We start from the raw sequence: 12,958 nt of genomic DNA, 5'->3' as shown, positions 1-12,958 counted from the left end.
GCTGGTTTCGAACCCCATAATAGATAAGGTCTATTCCAGGATAAAGGTCTTGGTAACGCACGCTGTCATACAAAGAGGTCTGAAAGTGATGAGTCCCGTTTTTGAAATAGTTGAGGTAATCGGATCGCTGACTTCTGGCAAAGATCTTAACCTCAGGATTGGCATTTAGCCACTTTTGCTCAATTCGGTAGGAGGTGATTTGACTGGTTACAAATTCGTCCATGGTCTTTCCTTCGAAGTCTGCTGCCTGATCCAGGCGATAAAGTTGGAAGGAAATACCTTTTTTACTCAGAAAGAAAGCCATGTTCTCGGTTTCACCCGAAAAGGCAATACTTCTTTGATTTTGGCCATGTTGGTTGGTAATTTGACCCTGGTTTTCTACAAAGTGGAGGGAGCTTGATTTATCTTGAGCAAGAACATTCAATCCAAGGCTTAAAATAAGAGCAAAGGCTATTAGAATTCCAAAGTTGGGTTGAAGGTTGATAGGTAGATTGCGAGTGTTCATAGTCAAATAACATTGGATGATTCAAAATTAGGTGACTAATAATCATGATATTAAGTTGATTTGACCGAATTCAAAGCCGATTCGACCGAATTCAAAAAACTAAAGTGTGATTCGCTCAAAAAAGTCCTTCCGATAGCTGTCAGAAATAGGAATTCGAATTTCTCCAATTTGGATTCGATTTCGCTCAATAGAGTCGATTTTGCTTGGCGCAACCATCCAGGATTTATGCACTCGAATCAGCTTTTGAGTCGGTATCAGACTTTCCATTTCGCTAAAGGTTTGCAAAGTCATGATGCGCTTGCGTGTGGTATGGATGCGGCGGTAATCCCGCATACCCTCAACATATAGAATTTCGTCAAGCATCACTTTCTCCAGTCGGTTTTCGGTTTTGATAAAAACAAATTCCTGATCTGATTTGCCTGCTTTTAGGAGAAGGTTCTGTTGCACTTTGTCCACGGCTTGTACAAACCGGTCCAATCCAAAAGGCTTGAGTAAGTAATCGGTTACCTGAAGTTCATAGCCTTTTAAGGCATATTGATCATAGGCTGTTGTCAATACCACTTCTCCTTCAAAACGAATGTTTTCGAGCAGTTGGATACCACTTATTTCATCCAGGTTAATATCCAGAAAAAGCAGATCCGTAGGATGCTGCTTTAGGTAGTCCATGCCTTCAAGGGCCTGACTAAAGGTGGCTTTAAGCTGAAGCTGAGGAAGTTTTTCCACATAAGTAACAAGCCGCTCCATCGCCAGGGGCTCGTCTTCTATGATGACGCAGTTAATTTTCATTCAGATCCAGGGTTAATGTAACATGATAACAACGCTCATTTTTTCCTTGTTGAATGAGGTGCTTATTTGGATAAAGCAGGTTTAAGCGTTTTTCAATGAGTTGTTTGCCTAAGCCTTCCTGTTCTTCCATGGACACTTCTTTTTCCTGAATGAGGTTTTTGCAATTTAACGTGATTTGCTGATTGGTGATGCGAAAGGCGATCGAAATGGCATCAGTTTCTTTTTTGTTGCCGCTGTGTTTAAAGGCATTCTCAATGATCGGTATGAAAATCATGGGAGCAATTTGAAGTCCTTCTGAGGAACCCTCAATTTCGTACTTGATAAAATCAGCATTGGCAGAACGAATACGCTGTAAGTCGAGGTAACGTTCTATGTATTGTATTTCTTGACTCAATGGAATTTTATCGGCCTTGGTTTCATACAGCATAAAGCGCATCAATTCTGAGAGCTTTTGCAGGTAGTTCGAAGCCTTTTCCGGATTGCGATTGATGAGCACGTCAATATTATTTATCGTGTTAAACAGAAAGTGAGGCTGTAACTGTGATTTTACGAGATTCATTTCCACCTGAAGGTTTTTCTGCTTCAATTCATCCTTCACCCGAATTTCTTTAAACCAGGTAACGAACCCTTTAAGAACCAGGGCAAGAATTCCATTGACCAAGGCCACAAATGCGAGGAATCCGAAAATATCCCAGGCTGTAATTTTACGAGGAGGAACAGAAAATTGAGCGGCAACAATAACTTCGGCGAGTCCTGCAGCAAGCAGTCCAGCAACCGCCGAAACCACTCCGGCAGAAAGAATAAAAAGGCCCCATTTTCTGGGTTGAAGAAACCGATTAAAAAGGACGAAATAAAAAATGTAGAATGAAATTAGGGAAGGCATTAAAATGGAAACCCCTACCAGTTTCATCTGATAGATTGGATCTGGAGCATTAGGTATCGCGTTGGCAGCCGCAAATAAAATGGCCAATAATAGAAGGTAACAAAACCAGTACCCCGCATGGAGTAGAATAACAACTGTCTTATTCATGAGTGATCAATTTTAAAAATTTCATGAATCAAAACTGCCGTGATTCTACAGTTTTTAAAAAAGCGATCTGCAAATCGCCAGGATTTGTCTGCGAATTCTATCGCTCCAGGGCGAGCTGTTCAAATTTTACTACCATAGGCTGGGTCTCGATGGCCAACTTTATCCAACCATAGCGATAACCGTTTTCAGCGGGAATTCTAAAGCCGAGGTACTGAAATTCGTCATAATCCCATTGAGATTGAAGGTCGATGTAGGTGAGTACGTCTGGAGTCTCGTAATGTCTTCCTGCCGTGTGAGAAAAGAAATAGGTCAATTCTTTACCCCATTTGGTAGAAGGTACCGGCTCTTTGGGCGATTGGCCTGCCGAGCCAGATAAAGGGTATGAAACCGGGGATATGGCCAATAGTCTAAAGTGTTCTGCAGTACTTGGAACTTGATGATTTGAATTTTTATTGAATTGAACATATTCATAATTGACCGAATCTCGAAGTCTCTGGTACTGCCAAATACTGTCAGAAACCTCTTCCATCCATATTTCAGTTCCGCCATTAGGCCTAACGTTAATCGAAGCTTGATTGCCCCACTTGTTTCGATTGATCGAAAACTGTAGACTGTAACGTTTGTCGTCGGTTAAACGGATGGTTTTCGAGGCCGGAATGGAGTAATTGATTTTGAGTTCGTCGGTTTCCTGAAAAGGAGTGATTTTGATGTTGGGCTCAGTGGTTCCGAAAAAAAAAGAGTAATTGGGGTTGGCGGGTATATCCACCTCTTCCTTTTTGCATCCGGCTAAAAGGAGCCCGACAGCTGATAGTAAAAGAAGGTGTTTAATCATGGTCAATTTATTTACCTGTCTCCAGGATTTTCAGTTTTAAAGTTAACTAAAACCTTCGAATCTTATTGTTTAATTATTCGGCTGGTTTGCAAATGCTTATCGTTTTGGATTTGAAGAATATAACATCCTGCAGGTAGATGAGAAATATCCACTTGAAGCTTATTGTTCGAATGATTTGGAGCTACCTTATCCATCAGTTGGCCATTGAAAGCATAGATTGAAATGGACTGAATAGCTTCGTCTGAAGAAACTATTTGCATGTTTCCCTGGGTTGGATTTGGGTAAACTTTTATAGGATCTACAGCGGTTAGGTTTTCGATGGACTGGGTATAGGGGGTGTTTTCAATTTTGGCAACGAAAATCTGGCCTTCATTCACCGGGGTACCATGAATGTTACTCGTCACTCTTGCTGTCCCCGCCATATATACATGGGATGTGCTTGCACATAAAGTCTCTCCGGTAGCTCTATCTGAAGTAGGTTCATAGAGCCAGTCCATTTTCAAATCCTCATCCATTTTGATCAAAAAGGAACGCTCGAAGGCAGGACGGCCGGATACGATAAGATTTTGGTTGTAATAGAGACTATCGCGGGTATGACCTACCACAAATACTCCTCCGGCTCCATCGGTGGCAATATCTTTAACTTCAACGGCGTGCTTGCTTTGCAGGTGAACGTGTCCTTTTACATCGAGCTTGGTATCGATCTTATAAACGAAGGCATCCAATACGTTGTGTGGATTAATTACGGTGGTGTTGGAATAGTTTAGAGTATCAAAGAAGTTACCAGCAAAATAAAGGTGGTCACCTGAAAAGGATAGGCGACCATGGCTCACTTTTTTTCCGATTTCCAACGAATCCAATTCCTGGCCCGAAGGACTAAGCTTAAGAATTCTCGTAATTCGCGCGTAATTGGGTTGACCATAACATACGTAAATGTTGTCTTGGTTATCAACGGTGGCCGATGCGACCATTAATCCTCCAATGCTTCCGGGGTAATTCTTTTTTACAGACCAGATGACTGAACCTGAAGCCGGATCTACTTTCTGGACCACAATAGAATCGCGATAACCATGCCCAGCGATAAGATAGCCTTTGCTGTCAAAGTTGAGGGCCTGACCAAAAGTGTATAAAATGGATTGGGTCCAAAGAGCTGTATCGGCTGGCGAAAATTTGGTTAGAGCCTGCAATTGTGACCCTCTGCTACCATATACGTAGTAGTTTCCATGCTTATCCTGAAGGCCTTGATTGGCATGAACGGATTCATTTAAAGCCCGGGTAGTTTTTCCAGAATCATCCAGACCCACGGCAAATCCGCCAACGGCCAAATGGTTGCCATGAATGGTGGTGGTGTCCGACAGGTCACCGGTGATTAGAAGCTCTCCATTGGGGTTAATAGAGATATCATGGGGAATGTTGTAAAGTGGTGAGTTCCCAAAACTAATTGCCCAGGTTTGGGTTTGAGCCAATAGCAGAGCTGGACTCATAAGAAAGGATAAGATGGCCAGGAATTTCGTAGCGGTTTTCATGATTCAAATAACGATTTGGTAATGGATCCAAGTCTCCGTCGTGATTGAGTAGGAATTGAAATCCTTGTTTAAGGTGTCACTACGAGATACTCGAACTTACTTCAAAATAAAAGTACTTGATTATCAGTGCTATTTGCAATAGCGAATTGATTGTCTTCCATTTACGATTTGTGAGGAATTGCTTTGAATTCGTACACGATCAACTCCAAATTATGCCATTGTATGGCTTTCTCATTGATGCTCAGAAACTGGCCTGAATGGAGAGTAGCAAATTCAAATCCTGATTGGTGTATCGTACCGTTGTAGAGGAATTGGGATCAAAGTCTGTATCGTCTCTGAATAGCGGTTTTTCAGAAGAAAAGTACCGTCCTTCCAAACGAATTTTGAGTCTATCCATTGGCTGGTAATCCAGATTCAAAGAAGAACAGGAAGTAACAAAAGCATTTCCTGTGGTAGCTGCAGGAACAACCAAGTTGTCGGGATCATTGTAAAATTCAAATCGCCCGGCAACGGCCCATTTTTTGGCAAATTGGTAACGGGCAATGGCCGTTGCAACGGCAACCGTGTGGAAGGTCGAATCATTTGGCTCTTCCTGAATCCCCAGGTCAATTCCTGTGATTAAGTCCAGCTTTTTGGTGAGCTTGAAGGTTGCGTAAAGATTGTTGTAGAAAATAGAGCGTTTTAAGGAATCAGGTTGTTCGCTAAAGTAGGCATTGCTGTAGTTGATCAGCACCTTGTCGTTAGGAGTCCAGGTGGCTTGTAGGCCGAGTAATTTATTATTGATACCGGGAACCGAACCTACGCGCTGTCCGGCATTCGCTCCGGTGAAGGAAAAGGCCCACTTTTTAGAAGGAGTAAAGGCAATTTTGGCTCCGGCCAGGTAGTAAGGAGTCCACTCGGAGGCCAAGCTATGACTCACTACAAAGTTGTCATAAGATAAGGCTGACTCAAATCCGAGGTGAGAGGGGAACATTCCTACCGTAAATTCCCATTTCTTGAAGAATTTGTAGGAGATGTTGGCTTGGTACAAATAGCGGATGAGATCCCGTTCGTTACCCATATTTCGTTGAGGAAAATCTCCCGCATTTAATCCCAGATTGGCGGTAAGGTTTCCGTTTTTGTAGTTGACGTTAGCTACCGCCATGTTGATGCTAAACTGGTTGTGCTGGTTGTATTGGTAAATAAATTCAGATCTCTCATGATCATAGGGTCGGTTGAAATCATAGCTGTAATAAGCATCTATGTAAAAGGTGTAGTCAAATTTTCCGGTTGATTTTTGGGTGGAGTCAGTTTGCGCCACAGAAAATAGGGGCAGTGCTAACCCCAATAAAAGCAAAGTAGTCAGGTTCTTCATGAGGGCTTTTCCTACGAATATAACCCAATATGAGGGCATATGTGAATTTTGAATGTTCATTCTTTAAAGTGGGTTTGTGATTGATTCAGCTCTTTTGATCTTCAGGGGTATTCTCTTGGTTTATACCTTTTGAAGGGTGATGTTCTGGCCAACTTGATTCTCAACAACCCAAAAGCAATGGTCATTATCGGACTTATGTAGTTGAAGAAACAATAGGGTAAATAAGCAAAAGTAGCGACTCCCAATACCGCCGATTGAGTTGCACCACAGGTATTCCAGGGATAAGGACGGATGTTACAGTTCCAGAATCTTCCAAGGTTCTACTTAGGTTTTGAGGAGCTAAACCTGCATCGCGAAAGGGCTTCTCGTACATCTTGCCAGGAATAACCAAGGCCAGGTACTGATCCGAGGCCGTTAGGTTGATAAAGAGACAAGTTCCGGTAGCTGTGGCAATCAACGAGCCCACTTGACGTGCTCCGGAGAGCAACATAGAAGAGATTCGGTGAAGAGCCCCAATACTTTCCATAACTCCGCCAAAGGTAAGTGCGCTCAAAATGAGCCAAACGGTATTGAGCATGCCACTCATTCCGCCGGTAGAGAGTAGATCGTCAATTTCTTTATGTCCTGTGCTCACAACCGTATCCACGGTCATAGCTTGCATGACGGCCTTGTATCCGGAAGCCCAATAGGAGGTGTTACCACCCACGGCTGAAATAACGTCTGGTTGAAAAACCAAGGCAAACAGCGCTCCGGTCAGGGTACTCAAAAAGAGAACTACCAGGGGTTTCATTTTTAAGATGATAAGCACAATGGTAATGATGGGTACCAGCATCAACAATGGAGAAACTACGAAGGTGGAGGAGATGGCACCGGCCAATTCGTCGACCCCGAGGGTAAGGGACTCCGGTTGGTAAAAGAATCCAATGAATAGAAAGATGATGAGGTTGATTCCAAATGATGGGATGGTGGTGTACATCATGTAACGAATGTGTACAAAGAGGTCCGCACCTGCTACTGCTGAGGCGAGGTTGGTGGTATCACTGAGTGGCGACATTTTGTCTCCAAAATAGGCTCCGCTAATAATGGCACCAGCCACCACTGCTTCTGAAAATCCAAGCGCCTTTCCAATCCCTAATAGAGCAACGCCAATGGTGGCAATAGTACTCCAGGAACTTCCTGATACAACACTAATCACTGCACACAAAATGGAAGCCGTTACTAGAAAATAGGTGGGGCTCAAAAGCTTTAAACCATAAACAATGAGTGTAGGAATTGTCCCGCTTATCATCCAGGTTCCCGCCAGGGCTCCAATAATTAGCAGAATGAGAATGGCGCCCAGTGTCGTGGAAATATTGTGCGCCACCGCTTTAAGCATGAGGTCAAATGAAATTTTGTGCCGAAATCCAATACCAATTCCAATGGCAGCAGCCAGGAACAAAGCCATTTGATTAGACCCGGATAAGGTGTCGTCACCAAAAAAGAAAACATTCAAGCTCAAAAGAGCAATGAGAATTACAATCGGAAGAAAGGCCTCAAAAAGAGATAGGGAATGTTGTTGTTTCATGCGTCGGTCAAAGGTATTTATTTCGAGTTAGGTTTTCTGACGGCCCCAGTCATAGGCTAAAAACAGAAGGAGCAGAGCATATTCGATTCCAATGATCCATGGACTTTCCAAATACGGAAAGCCTCGGTAGGTGAAGTAAGAAAGTCCAACTAAAAAGGACCAGGCAATAACGAAACGTAAGGGTTTAAAAATATTGAATGCCAGAACTGTGGTGAGGTACCAGGGGTGGACCACGGCGGAAAAGAAATAATAAACACTTTGCAGCAGGACCATCCGGCGTGGAAGCTCTGGCGAGCGACGGGGACCAAAGACAAAGTAGGCAATCAAGGAAATGGGGAAAAGGAGTAGGGTGAATCCGATATATCCATTCCAGCTTTTGGGCAATACCGCATTCAGCAGAGAGTAAACGCCACCATTAAACGAGAAGGATCGAAAGTAGAGGTCCAAACTACTACCCAAATTGGCGATCAATTCTTCGGTGAGATAGGGAATAAAAGTCACACCTAATGTCCCCAACACGAGGGCTGAAAAAGCAATCGTTTTACGCCAACCTATTTCTCGGATAAGAAGGGGCAAAAACATCAAGGGAATCAATTTGGTACTTACTGCCAGGCCAAACAATAAGGCCCCAAAAATCCATCGATTAATTCGGATAGCATATAGTGAGGCCACGAGAAAAAAGATCATGATCCCTTCGTAATGCAGGCTTCCACAGATTTCGAGAACTACCAGTGGATTTAAGGCATACAGTAAGGTGTTTTTTCGGGAGAGACCGTAGGTTTTGAGAAGTTTGGGCAGGAGAATAAGGGTGCCTATTTCTGCGAAAAAGAGAGGCAACTTTAAGGCCAATATCGCCAGCCGTTCATTTTCAATCCAGCCGGATAAAGCAAACAGGTACTGGTTGAAGGGAGGATAAACGGTGTAGTAATTAGGCGAGTTCATGGCGATATACCAGCCATCCATACTCGAATAGTTGAATTGATTATAGATGTGTTGGGGGGTAAATAGGTAAGGATTTAAACCCTCGAATTGCAAGCGACCATCCCACAAAAAACGCAGGTAGTCGTCACTTAACACAGGAATGGAAAACAACACCAGTAATCGAAATCCAACCGCAACCAGAAATCCAACTTTCCAGGAGATGGAAGAATACAATTTCCAAAAGGCCAGAAACAAAACGGAGTAAGCTGCGATAAAGGGAAGGAATTGCGTCCGACTCAGAAAATAGCTGATAAGCAAGTAAGCCAGTGCACTTATTCCGACCTGAGTCGCTAAGCTGTATTTCTTCCAGTTTCCCACTTTTCGCAATAAGCGGGGAAAGTTAGGTAAATGTGAAACGCCAAAAGCGTAGCCTTCCTGACAAGGAATGGCTGATTATCGACGAGGTGCTTGTCTCTTCTTGTGGACGAGGGCCAACTTGCCATTGTGAATTCCAGCCCGTAATATGAGTCTGTCTTCCCTTTTGATTCCTGAATAAACGGGCAGGTCTAAAAAATCAAGAGCAGTTGATAAGGCTTGAACGACTTTTGTCTTTTCTGCGTTTTCATAGAGCAGGTAGGCCTTTCCCCTGGGGGAATGCACAAAAATTTTCCAAACGGATTCGTTGTAGTTCATACCAGTGGCTTGGCCATGAAGTGGGCTACTGGTGCGGAAACGGGTGGTTTCCATCTTAGAGGTGTAATAACTTGGCTTAGGAACCTTTGTCCATTTCCCTCCAAATGAAATCCCTAAAATCGAGTAGTCATTTTTATAACTCATTTCAAATAGGTCGAAGTGATAGCGAGTTCGAAGCACCCAGCAAAAAACAAGGCCTAAAACCAGTAAGATGGTATATGGAATGAATAGAACATCCCCGAGATAGCCCCCAACTGCTAACAAAATGAGAAAAAGAAGAATCGAAAAGGGCTTTAGGTAGTAGGCTAAAAAGGGTTCAGATACGACAAATAGGGTTTCTTCAAAAGCATCAATCGTGGATTGATCGGTTTGGTTTTGGTTCATAAAGGAAATTAGATTTTGGTTCCTTAAAAAGATACTAAAACCGAGGGTGATATAGAAGGGAGCCCCTGTTAAAACAGGTGAAATGAACGTTTAATCGAGCACCTTAACCGACCAGGCTTCAGGGCGATCGGCGAAATGAATTTTGGTCCGAGCCCAAACCGATTTAAACAAATCAGAATGCCGGTAATTCTCCAAATCAGATTCGTCTTCCCAATAACTATAGGTCATAAAAATGTTAGGTCGATCAGTCACCTGGAATAGTTCCAAATGAGTGCAACCTGGTTGGGAGGCAATTTTGTCTCTGGATTCACGAAAAACGGCCAGAAAATCTTCCACCTTTTCCGGGTTAAAAGTCATTTTTACAATGCGACGAATCATGAGTTGCTAAAGTCTATTCGAACGGTGTCGTTAATATGAAGGCCAAGTAAGTTGCTCGCATGACCAATGTTCATGGCAATTTCCAGGTAACCCGAGGCGCCAAACAAAGCCAATCGTTCGCCTTCAGTTACATCGCTGTAGTTGCTGCTAATGCGATGTATGTTGTATCGGCTCACTTTGGTCGAAATCACAAAATCACGACCCCGTCCGATTTGTTTAAACAAGGTTTCGGTAATGTTGGAGACCACATTTCCATAGGAGTCCACATAAATTACCGATCCTCGAATGCTGTCTTCCTCCGCAATGGCCCGGTACATTTGCCTTTCCAGCAGGGAGAGTTTCGGAGTTCCGATCACCTCAAGCGTTCCACCTCTAACCAGGTGAGATGCTGCTTTTACAAAAATGTCTTTAGTCGGAAAAGTCATGGTTTCCGCATCATGAAAAATGTTGAGGGCAACTATTTTCTCGGGAGGTCCGTCCAATAGCAAGGAAAATATTCCGTTATCTGCTCCAATGAAGTAGTGGCCGTTGTAATAAACTCCCACATGAACCGATTCATTGGTCACTTCGGGCTTCACTCCGATAATGTGGATGGTGCCTTCGGGAAACTCCCGGTAGGTGTTTTTGAGCACAAAAGCCGCTTCCACAATGTTGTATTTACTGATGTGGTGGCTGATATCCACTACCGTTGCATCCGGACATTGGGTAAACAGGGCTCCTTTGAGGGCAGCGTTGTAATAATCGGTACCTAAATCAGTGGTGAGTGTAACGATCTTCATTTATCGGTTGAATCCGCTGGGGCTTCGTGCTTTTGAAATATCTTTGCTGCTGGCAAATTTAAACATTTAGGCCACCCAAAGCGGGAGAAAAAGGGATTAAAATTAGATTTAAATAAAAAACGCATTTAACTAATAATCAATACATTGCAGGAAAAGATCATTGAATTTGATAGTGAGAATCCAGTAGAAATTTTCGGAGCCAACAACGCAAACATCGACCTGCTTCGCCATTACTTTCCCAAACTCAAAATTATTGCCCGGGGCAACACGCTTAAGGTAATGGGTAGCCTGCAGGAATTGGAGCAATTTGAGCTGACCATTCACGATATATACAACCACTACAAACGATTTAATAAGCTCACCCAAGCAGATATCGAGCGGGTGATGGAGCGCGATGCGGTTCAAAATGACCCGGAGAGCAAACAGAATGAAACCATTCTTTATGGAGTGAATGGCGAGCCGATTAAGGCCCGAACTCCCAATCAAGCTCAAATGGTGGAGGCGGTTGAACAAAGTGACCTGCTGTTTGCCATTGGCCCGGCGGGTACGGGTAAGACCTACACAGCCGTTGCTTTGGCCGTTAGAGCCTTGAAAGACAAGGAGGTAAAGCGTATCATTTTGACCCGTCCAGCTGTGGAAGCAGGAGAAAACCTGGGATTCTTACCAGGTGATCTGAAAGAAAAGTTGGATCCCTACTTACAACCGTTGTACGATGCCTTAAGGGATATGATACCATCCGATAAGCTCGGAGCTTTGATGGAAAAAGGGGTAATTCAAATTGCTCCGTTAGCCTTTATGCGTGGACGGACCCTTGATCGGGCCTTCGTGATTTTGGATGAGGCACAAAATGCTACCGAGAGTCAGCTCAAGATGTTTCTGACTCGAATGGGGCGTTCAGCCAAGTTTGTGATCACAGGAGACTTAACACAAATAGACCTTCCGAGCAGGCAGCGAAGTGGTCTGGTACAAGCCAACAAGATTTTGCCAGGAACCAGCGGTATAGCCTTTATTTACTTGAATGAAAAAGATGTGATCCGCCACAAACTGGTTCGATCCATCATTCGCAAATACGCCGATTACGATAAAAAACAAGAACAGGAGAATGAGTAATACATTGACGGATGGAAGGTTCGAATTTCCAGGGCAAACGACCTACTACCACGGAAAAGTAAGAGAAGTTTACAGCATTGGTGAAGATCTTTTGGTCATGGTGGCTTCTGACCGAATCTCTGCCTTCGATTTTATTCTCCCCAAAGGAATTCCCTTTAAAGGACAGGTGCTCAACCAGATTGCCTCCCGCTTTTTGGACGCTACTTCTGACATTGTTCCCAATTGGAAACTGGATACTCCAGATCCTCAGGTAACCATTGGAAAAAGATGCGAACCGTTTAAGGTTGAAATGGTGATTCGCGGTTACCTTTCTGGTCATGCCTGGCGTGAATACAAAGCCGGTAGAAGGATGATTTGCGGTGTGGCTATGCCTGAAGGGATGAAAGAAAACGACCGTTTTCCAGAGCCCATCATTACACCAGCCACTAAGGCCGAAGAGGGCCATGATGAAGATATTAGCCGGGAAGAGATCATTGCTCAGGGCATTGTATCGGAAGCGGATTATATCGAATTGGAAAACTACACTCGGGCTTTGTTTCAACGAGGAACTGAAATTGCTGCAGAGAAAGGCCTCATCCTGGTGGACACCAAGTATGAATTTGGAAAGGACATGGATGGAGTGATTACCCTGATCGATGAGATACACACGCCTGATAGTTCTCGTTATTTCTATGCTGATGGCTACCAAGAACGTCAGGATAGAGATGAAAAGCAGAAGCAGTTGTCCAAGGAGTTTGTTCGTGAATGGCTTATGGCAAATGGCTTCCAAGGGTTAGAGGGACAATCCATGCCCGAGATGCCCGATGACTTTGTACAGACCGTGAGTGATCGATACATTGAACTCTTCGAGAAGATTACCGGAGAATCCTTTCAAAAAGGGGATGTATCACAACTTTCCAATCGCGTAGAAGGTAGCGTCAATTCCTGGCTTGAGGCCAACGCCTAATTCCGTAAACCCCCAGTTTACTTAAGTTGACGGACACTTCAAAATTGAGGTGAAGGGGATTGGTTTGCCCAATGCGACCACATTCAAGCCCAATTCTACCGAATTCCCGAGCACAGCTACCGAATTAATTTTGCCCCTTTTAAGCCTTTC

At 43.7% G+C, this 12,958-nt stretch carries 11 protein-coding genes and 1 pseudogene; 2 read left to right on the top strand and 10 right to left on the bottom strand.

All coding sequences use genetic code 11. The annotated features are described in order from the left end of the window. Positions 1-604: 604 nt before the first annotated feature. From KFE98_00140 to KFE98_00095, 10 genes and pseudogenes are all read right to left on the bottom strand, one after another. Positions 605-1,291, bottom strand: a complete 687-nt coding sequence (locus KFE98_00140; protein UTW62604.1) for a response regulator transcription factor — start codon at positions 1,289-1,291, stop codon at positions 605-607. Continuing rightward, positions 1,281-2,321, bottom strand: coding sequence for a histidine kinase (locus tag KFE98_00135; GenBank protein UTW62603.1), 1,041 nt, complete (start codon positions 2,319-2,321; stop codon positions 1,281-1,283). The genes KFE98_00140 and KFE98_00135 overlap by 11 nt, the downstream gene beginning before the upstream one ends. 97 nt (positions 2,322-2,418) lie before the next feature. Then, positions 2,419-3,153 carry a hypothetical protein gene (locus KFE98_00130; protein ID UTW62602.1) on the bottom strand — a complete coding sequence of 245 codons (735 nt, stop codon included), beginning with the start codon at positions 3,151-3,153 and terminating at the stop codon, positions 2,419-2,421. 62 nt (positions 3,154-3,215) lie between these two features. Then, complete coding sequence (locus KFE98_00125; protein UTW62601.1) at positions 3,216-4,679, bottom strand: T9SS type A sorting domain-containing protein; 1,464 nt, start codon at positions 4,677-4,679, stop codon at positions 3,216-3,218. Between the two features lie 241 nt (positions 4,680-4,920). After that, entirely contained in the window at positions 4,921-6,072 is a 1,152-nt protein-coding gene (locus KFE98_00120) for a porin (protein UTW62600.1), read from the bottom strand. 62 nt (positions 6,073-6,134) lie between these two features. Continuing rightward, positions 6,135-7,597, bottom strand: a pseudogene (gene nhaC, locus KFE98_00115) (Na+/H+ antiporter NhaC). 27 nt (positions 7,598-7,624) lie between these two features. Then, the gene (locus tag KFE98_00110) at positions 7,625-8,905 is read right to left on the bottom strand and encodes a hypothetical protein (GenBank protein UTW62599.1); all 1,281 of its coding nucleotides are present in this window, start codon (positions 8,903-8,905) and stop codon (positions 7,625-7,627) included. Positions 8,906-8,971: 66 nt separating this feature from the next. Next, on the bottom strand, positions 8,972-9,595 hold the full coding sequence (locus KFE98_00105; GenBank protein UTW62598.1) for a hypothetical protein: 624 nt from the start codon (positions 9,593-9,595) through the stop codon (positions 8,972-8,974). Positions 9,596-9,685: 90 nt separating this feature from the next. Continuing rightward, positions 9,686-9,973: an antibiotic biosynthesis monooxygenase gene (locus tag KFE98_00100; GenBank protein ID UTW62597.1), complete on the bottom strand. Its 288-nt coding sequence runs from the start codon at positions 9,971-9,973 to the stop codon at positions 9,686-9,688. Beyond that, complete coding sequence (locus tag KFE98_00095) at positions 9,970-10,752, bottom strand: SAM-dependent chlorinase/fluorinase (GenBank protein UTW62596.1); 783 nt, start codon at positions 10,750-10,752, stop codon at positions 9,970-9,972. The genes KFE98_00100 and KFE98_00095 overlap by 4 nt, the downstream gene beginning before the upstream one ends. Positions 10,753-10,896: 144 nt before the next feature. On the opposite strand from KFE98_00095, the gene KFE98_00090 reads away from it, so the two are divergent. Both KFE98_00090 and KFE98_00085 read left to right on the top strand, forming a co-directional pair. Beyond that, positions 10,897-11,862, top strand: coding sequence for a PhoH family protein (locus KFE98_00090; GenBank protein ID UTW62595.1), 966 nt, complete (start codon positions 10,897-10,899; stop codon positions 11,860-11,862). Then, complete coding sequence (locus KFE98_00085; GenBank protein UTW62594.1) at positions 11,855-12,808, top strand: phosphoribosylaminoimidazolesuccinocarboxamide synthase; 954 nt, start codon at positions 11,855-11,857, stop codon at positions 12,806-12,808. Before KFE98_00090 ends, KFE98_00085 begins: the two co-directional genes overlap by 8 nt. Positions 12,809-12,958: the final 150 nt, after the last annotated feature.

The organism is bacterium SCSIO 12741 (genome assembly GCA_024398055.1).
Classification (GTDB): domain Bacteria; phylum Bacteroidota; class Bacteroidia; order Flavobacteriales_G; family Salibacteraceae; genus SCSIO-12741.
Note: the sequence above shows the minus strand (reverse complement) of the source record. Positions and strands in the feature narration are given on the sequence as shown.

Coding starts and splice junctions, on each gene's coding strand:
- KFE98_00140 (UTW62604.1), bottom strand. CDS start 1,291: ATGAAAATTAACTGCGTCATCATAGAAGACGAGCCCCTGGCGATGGAG.
- KFE98_00135 (UTW62603.1), bottom strand. CDS start 2,321: ATGAATAAGACAGTTGTTATTCTACTCCATGCGGGGTACTGGTTTTGT.
- KFE98_00130 (UTW62602.1), bottom strand. CDS start 3,153: ATGATTAAACACCTTCTTTTACTATCAGCTGTCGGGCTCCTTTTAGCC.
- KFE98_00125 (UTW62601.1), bottom strand. CDS start 4,679: ATGAAAACCGCTACGAAATTCCTGGCCATCTTATCCTTTCTTATGAGT.
- KFE98_00120 (UTW62600.1), bottom strand. CDS start 6,072: ATGCCCTCATATTGGGTTATATTCGTAGGAAAAGCCCTCATGAAGAAC.
- KFE98_00105 (UTW62598.1), bottom strand. CDS start 9,595: ATGAACCAAAACCAAACCGATCAATCCACGATTGATGCTTTTGAAGAA.
- KFE98_00100 (UTW62597.1), bottom strand. CDS start 9,973: ATGATTCGTCGCATTGTAAAAATGACTTTTAACCCGGAAAAGGTGGAA.
- KFE98_00095 (UTW62596.1), bottom strand. CDS start 10,752: ATGAAGATCGTTACACTCACCACTGATTTAGGTACCGATTATTACAAC.
- KFE98_00085 (UTW62594.1), top strand. CDS start 11,855: ATGAGTAATACATTGACGGATGGAAGGTTCGAATTTCCAGGGCAAACG.